Origin of the sequence: Tibeticola sp. (assembly GCF_022759015.1) — a bacterium.
Classification (GTDB): domain Bacteria; phylum Pseudomonadota; class Gammaproteobacteria; order Burkholderiales; family Burkholderiaceae_C; genus Tibeticola; species Tibeticola sediminis.
Genome location: NZ_JAEMQB010000159.1, coordinates 1 through 5,883, shown reverse-complemented (window position 1 = coordinate 5,883; position 5,883 = coordinate 1). Strand labels below are relative to the sequence as shown.

At 68.5% G+C, this 5,883-nt stretch carries 5 protein-coding genes and 1 other RNA gene; 2 read left to right on the top strand and 4 right to left on the bottom strand.

The genetic code is table 11. The features are described 5' to 3' along the window. Positions 1-137: 137 nt before the first annotated feature. The 3 genes from JHC36_RS10090 to nhaR form a co-directional block, all read right to left on the bottom strand. On the bottom strand, positions 138-1,373 hold the full coding sequence (locus JHC36_RS10090) for a YeeE/YedE family protein (RefSeq protein ID WP_287918697.1): 1,236 nt from the start codon (positions 1,371-1,373) through the stop codon (positions 138-140). Next, entirely contained in the window at positions 1,370-2,416 is a 1,047-nt protein-coding gene (locus JHC36_RS10085; RefSeq protein ID WP_287918695.1) for a sulfurtransferase, read from the bottom strand. Before JHC36_RS10085 ends, JHC36_RS10090 begins: the two co-directional genes overlap by 4 nt. A gap of 103 nt (positions 2,417-2,519) precedes the next feature. Then, positions 2,520-3,419, bottom strand: coding sequence for a transcriptional activator NhaR (gene nhaR / locus JHC36_RS10080; protein ID WP_287918699.1), 900 nt, complete (start codon positions 3,417-3,419; stop codon positions 2,520-2,522). A 136-nt stretch (positions 3,420-3,555) separates the two neighbouring features. Here nhaR and JHC36_RS10075 point away from each other — a divergent pair, with 136 nt between their 5' ends. After that, a complete protein-coding gene (locus tag JHC36_RS10075; protein ID WP_287918693.1) occupies positions 3,556-4,095 on the top strand; it encodes an Rrf2 family transcriptional regulator in 540 nt (179 codons plus the stop codon). A 55-nt stretch (positions 4,096-4,150) separates the two neighbouring features. On the opposite strand, the gene rnpB is transcribed toward JHC36_RS10075, so the two are convergent. Next, positions 4,151-4,483, bottom strand: an RNA gene (gene rnpB, locus JHC36_RS10070) — RNase P RNA component class A. Positions 4,484-4,586: 103 nt separating this feature from the next. Here rnpB and JHC36_RS10065 point away from each other — a divergent pair. After that, positions 4,587-5,883 (top strand): NAD(P)/FAD-dependent oxidoreductase (locus JHC36_RS10065; RefSeq protein WP_287918692.1); only part of this gene is annotated, 1,297 nt, incomplete at its 3' end.

The following is a 5,883-nucleotide window of genomic DNA, read 5'->3' as shown; positions in this document are numbered from 1 at the left end:
TGCCCGAAGGGGCGCCCCAAAACGCGCCCGAGTAGGCGCAAAGCACAGCCGTAGCTCGGGCTACGGCGCGCATTTGCAACGCCCTCTGGCGTGTTTTGGGACGTCAAAGCGGGCATGACCAATTCCCTCTCAGCCTCTCAGTCCCCCAAGCCCAGCCGACGGCGCAGCCGCACGCCGACGAGGCTGCCCGCAAAGGCGACGGCGAACCACACCCAACCGTGGACGCTGCCGGTGGCTATGCCCGAAAAATACGCGCCCACATTGCAGCCAAAGGCAAGCCGTGAGCTGTAACCCAGCACCAGCCCCGCCGCCACCGACGCGGTCCAAGCCTGAGGGGAGAGCCGCACCACGGGCGTGGGCTGACCCCGCCAGCGTGCGGCGAGCCAAGCCCCCCAAAGCAGGCCGAGGTCGGTCACGCTGGTGTTGTCGGTCAGCACGCTGGCCTGCAGTTGCGCTTGCTGGGCCGCCTGCCCCCAAAACGCATTGCCGGACAAATCCATGCCCAGCGCCTGCGCGAGCTTAGCGCCCCAGAGCCCAAGGCCATAGACGATGCCCCAAGGCTGGCCGGCAACCACGAGGTTGGCCGCAGCCAGCACGCCCAAGGCCAGCGCGGCCAGCCACACCGCGCGCCCGGACCAACGCGATGCAAACGACGCACCCTGCCGCCGCTGCGCACTGAAGACCCAAAGCAGCAGCGCCAGAGCGGCCAGCACCCCCAACTGCACCGCCAGCGTCAGGGGTGCCCCCCAGCGTTGCACCAGGTTCACGGGCGGCAAAGCACCCAGCGACAGCCACGCCGGCAGGTGCGCGGCACCGAAAAAGCTGCCAACGATGAAAGCCGGCAGCACCGCCATGCTGACCGGATGCCCCAGGCCCGCCTTGTAGAGCGTGCCCGATCCGCAGCCGTCGGTGACCTGCATCGCGGCGCCGAAGACGAACGCGCCGACCAGCAGGCTCACCGACAGCGGGCCGTTGGCTGCGCCCAACTCGGGATGCGCCGCCAGCAGCGGGACGCTCATGCCCATCGCCACCGCAATGGCCAAAAACTGCGCCCACAAGCCTTTCGCATCGCGCCGGGTGATCCAGACCCGCCAGCCGGTGGTGAAGCCAAACGCCGCCCCGGCCAGCGCAGCGCCGTAGCCCACTCCGATCGCCCACAAAAATCCTTGCCGCCAACCGACGAGCCAGGTGATGCCCCCAAAGGCCGCCACCGCCAGCCCCAACAGGCCCCAAGGCCGCTGCGGTCGAGCGTTCCCGGCCGCGCCCGGCACGCCCACCCCGTTCCTCGAGGCCAGCGGGTTCGAGCATGGGCTAGCCCCGTCCAGGGCTCCACGCTGGACTGTTTGAGCCACACGGGCCGATGCAGGGCTCATGGCGTGCTCCTCCAGAGCGTGCGCAGCTGCGCCCAGAGCTGTTCGGCACGGCCTGGCACATGGTCCATCGGCAGCCCCGCGCGCGACCACTCGACCATCGAACCCGGATAGAGCTGCACGCCGCTTTGCCCCAACACCTCGGAGAGCACGAACCAGTTGATCGCAGCCCAGTGGCCGGTGTTGCAAAAACTGACCATGCGCGTGGGCGCAGCTCCGGCGCGGGCCTGCCAGGGGCCTTGCGCGGCGATGCGCGCCAGCGTGGCGGCATCGGGCAGACGGGCGCTGCCGTCGGGGAACCACTGTGCATGGTCGAAGGACTGCGCGCCCGGCAGCGTGCCCGGGCGGCGGGCGGCCGGAGCCTTGAGCGCACCCCGGTAAAACGGCGCGGGGCGCGCATCGAGCAGCAGCGTTTGCGGATCACCGAGCCGCGCGCGCACCTCTTCCAGGCTGGCCCGCACCGATGCATCGAGCCGCGGTGTATAGGTGGAGGGCGTGACCGTCGCCGGCTGCCGGGCCAAGGGCAAGCCGGCGTCGATCCAGGCCGACGCGCCGCCGTTGAGTATGGCCAGGCGGCGCAGGCCCAGCCAGCGCAGCGTCCAATAAACACGCGCGGCCGCCCCGAAATCCGACGCCTCCTCGCCATCGCCAACGATCACCACCGGCGTTTGCGCGTCGAGGCCCAAGCTGCGCACCCAGGCGGTGAGTTCGGGCAGCGGTCGCTCCTCCCCGAGCGGCCCACGCCAGCGCGAATACGGCGCCGAGACCGCCCCGGCGAGCCAGCGCGCGGCGTCAGCGGGTGCCTCGTCGTCGGGCTCGCGGATGTCGAGAATGCGCACGCGGCCGAGCCAAGGGCGCAGAGCCGACGCCTCGATCAGCGGGCCCAAGTTGGAGCCCGTCGCTGCCGCCGCCTCGCCCACCGGGCGCAGCGACGCCGCGGGCGCATGGCCCAACATCACGACGGAGAGCGCCCACCCGGCCAGAACCGTGCGGCGGCGCAGAGAAAAACCGATGCCCATGCCGGTATTGTCCGAAATCGCCTTCATATTCGAAACGACTGAATTTTCATACGCTTCGAACGAGACGTAATAACGACGTACCGACCGCCACGCCCGCACCGACGCGCGAGCAGAGAAGCCTCTCCGCCGATCACACCTCGAACAAGCCCGTGCGCGCGACTTCGGTAATCGCGGTCACGGCCGGGTGGGTGATGCGACGTTCGACCGAGATCGCAAAGAACTCCTCGACCAGTTCGTGGCTGCGCCCGATGCACACGGCGCCGGTTTGGGCCTTCACCTCGGCTTCGAGCACGCTGGGTGCGACGAACACCCCGCGGCCTTCGCGGCCAAAGGCGGTCATGAGCGCGCCGTCGTCGAACTCACCGATGATCTGGGGGCTGAGCCGCTCGCGCGCGAGCCAACCGTCGATCTGCCCGCGCAGTGCCGAGCTCGCGCCCGGCAGCAGCATCGGCATCCCGTCGAGACAACGCGGGAAGGCGCCGTGCAGCCGCGCCTGCAGCGCTGGCGCGGCGAAAAAGCTGGTCGTGGTGCGGCCCAAGGGATGGTTGAAGGCCCGCACGCTGAGCCGACGCGACAGCGGCTCGTCGGCGATCACCAGGTCGAGCCGGTGCAGCGCGAGCTGCGCCAGCAGATCACCCAGCCGGCCTTCGCTGCCGATGAGCCGCAGCGGCTGTGTGAGCGCCAGCGCCGGCTCGAGCAGGCGGTAGGCCACCGCCTTGGCCACGGAATCGGCGACGCCGACGCGAAACTCCAGCACCCGGGGCGCCTCGCGTTGCGGTCGCCGCAGCGCCTCCTCGAGCTCGCGGCCGAGCGCGAAGATTTCATCGGCATAGCGCAGCGCCGTGCGCCCTTCGTCGGTCAGCACCAATTGCCGGCCCTGTTTGCGAAACAACTTGCAGTTGAGCGCGGCCTCGAGCAGCTTGATCTGCCCCGAGAGCGTCTGCGGCGTCGTGGCCAGCACCTCACCCGCGCGCACGATGCCGCCCGAGCGCGCCGCGACCCAGAAGTAGTGCAAATGCTTGAAGTTGATCATCCGGCTCGCCCGTATTCATCGAAAAACTCGAATTGAAATAGTTTGAAATTCGAATTTACTCGAAGGATAGGCTTGCCTACACTGAACTTATCCCCACATTCCGTATCTGAAGGGGAAAACCAGGAGAGTTGCCATGCGTCTGAGCACCAAAGGCCGTTTCGCCGTCACCGCCATGATTGATGTGGGCTTGCGCCAGAAGGCAGGGCCCGTGTCGCTCAACGACATTTCGGCTCGGCATCACATTTCGATGTCGTATCTCGAGCAGATGTTCGCCCGCCTGCGGCGCTCGGGTCTGGTCGAGAGCACGCGCGGCCCGGGCGGCGGCTACACGCTGGCGCGGCCCGCCCGCGACATCTCGGTCGCCGACATCATCACGGCGGTCGAGACGACCGAAGACGACGAGGCGCCCCGCGCTGGAGCCGAAGACGGCGTTTCGGCCATGACGGCGCAGCTCTGGTCCGAGCTGCAGGCACGCATGCTCGCCTACATGCAGTCGATCTCGCTCGAGCAGCTCATCGAGGAGCAACGCGCCCTTGTCGGGGAACCCGTCGCCGAGGAAAAGCCCCGGATGAAGCGCGGCATTTACCGCCGGCCAGAAACCCGCGCACCGGCTGCGCCAGCGGTGCCCAACTCCGTGTTTGAACTCGGTCGACTCGCACTGGCGCCACGCTGAGGCGAGCCACCGCAGCCCACGCCGACGCGTGGGCATTTTTTTGCTCGGGAAAAAAGTGTGAAGCCCGCCGATACGCCGGATTCTGTGCACCCCGGTGACCCGGGGCGTGACCGTCATTCATCTGGGCCGGGGGTCACCCACCCGGCTCGGTGCCACCTACCCGCACACTCCGCGGGCCGCATCATCGTGTGCCTATTTGGTGTTGCTGCGCGTAGAGATTGCCCGTTTCACCCGAACTCAATCGGCTCGTCTCTGTTGCTCTGATCCTCACCTTATACCTTGCGGCTTTCGGTGGAGAGGTGTTACCTCCTACGCTGCCCTGTGCAGTCCGGACGTTCCTCCAGTGCGCCCTTTCGGGACATGCACCAGCGACGGCCTGGCAGGCTTCACACGAGCGATTATCGGTGAGTCCGAATGGACCGGTGTCGCGCCGGATTTGCGGACGATGGATATGATCCAGCCCCCTGCTTGATCGACACAAGCTGACACAGATGATCCGACTCTCCGAACTCAAGCTGCCGCTGGCGGCGCTGCCGGTCGAAGTGCGCCGCGCGGCCGACGCCCCCGCCGAGACCGAGGCCGACCGGGCCCCCGCACCGCACCCCATCGCGGCGCTGCGCGCACTGGCCGCGGAGCGACTGGGCTTGGCCGAGCGGGACATTGCCACGCTCGAAGTGTTCAAACGCAGCTTCGATGCGCGCAAGGCCGAGATCCGCGCGGTGTACATCGTCGATGTCGCCTTGCGTGAGGGACTGTCCGAGGCCGACCTGCTCGCGCAGCATGCGGGCGACCCGCACATCCGCCCCACACCCGACATGCGTTGGCACCCGCCGGTGCACGCCCCCGCGGGCTTGGCGCGGCGGCCGGTGGTGGTGGGCTTTGGGCCAGCCGGCATGTTCGCGGCCTTGGTGCTCGCGCAGATGGGGTTTCGACCGATCGTGCTCGAGCGCGGCCGCCCGGTGCGACAGCGCACCAAGGACACCTGGGGCCTGTGGCGCAAGCGCATCCTCACACCGGAGTCGAACGTGCAGTTCGGCGAGGGCGGCGCGGGGACGTTCTCGGACGGCAAGCTCTACAGCCAGATCCGCGACCCGCGCCATCTGGGCCGCAAGGTGCTCCAGGAGTTCGTCGACGCCGGCGCCCCACCCGAAATTCTGTATGAGGCGCATCCGCACATCGGCACCTTCAAGCTCGTGAAGGTGGTCGAGAGTCTGCGCGCACAGATCCTCGCGCTCGGTGGCGAGGTGCGCTTCGAGCAACGCGTGACCGACCTGGTCTTGTCGGACGAGGCGGGCGTGCGGCGCGTCACCGGGCTCGAGGTGCTCGACCAGCGCAGCGGCCAAACACAGCGCCTCGATGCCGACCATGTGGTGCTCGCCCTCGGCCACAGCTCGCGCGACACCTTTGCGATGCTGCACCGACGCGGCGTGTTCCTCGAGCCCAAGCCCTTCTCCATCGGCGTGCGCATCGAGCATCCGCAAAGCCTCATCGACCGCGCGCGCTGGGGCCGCCATGCCGGCCACCCGCTCTTGGGCGCGGCGGATTACAAGCTGGTCCACCACGCGGCAAACGGGCGCACCGTCTACAGCTTTTGCATGTGCCCGGGCGGCACGGTGGTCGCCGCCACCAGCGAGCCGGGGCGGGTCGTCACCAACGGCATGAGCCAATATTCGCGCGCCGAGCGCAATGCCAACGCAGGTCTGGTGGTGGGCATCGAGCCGGCCGACTTCCCCACACTCGACCGCGCGGCTTGGGTCGAGGCTTTCGGTGCCGAAGACGGTGGGCGCT

What these genes read in the sequence shown, in the direction of transcription:
- JHC36_RS10090 (WP_287918697.1), bottom strand. Translation starts at nt 1,373, where the DNA reads ATGAGCCCTGCATCGGCCCGTGTGGCTCAAACAGTCCAGCGTGGAGCC.
- JHC36_RS10085 (WP_287918695.1), bottom strand. Translation starts at nt 2,416, where the DNA reads ATGAAGGCGATTTCGGACAATACCGGCATGGGCATCGGTTTTTCTCTG.
- JHC36_RS10075 (WP_287918693.1), top strand. Translation starts at nt 3,556, where the DNA reads ATGCGTCTGAGCACCAAAGGCCGTTTCGCCGTCACCGCCATGATTGAT.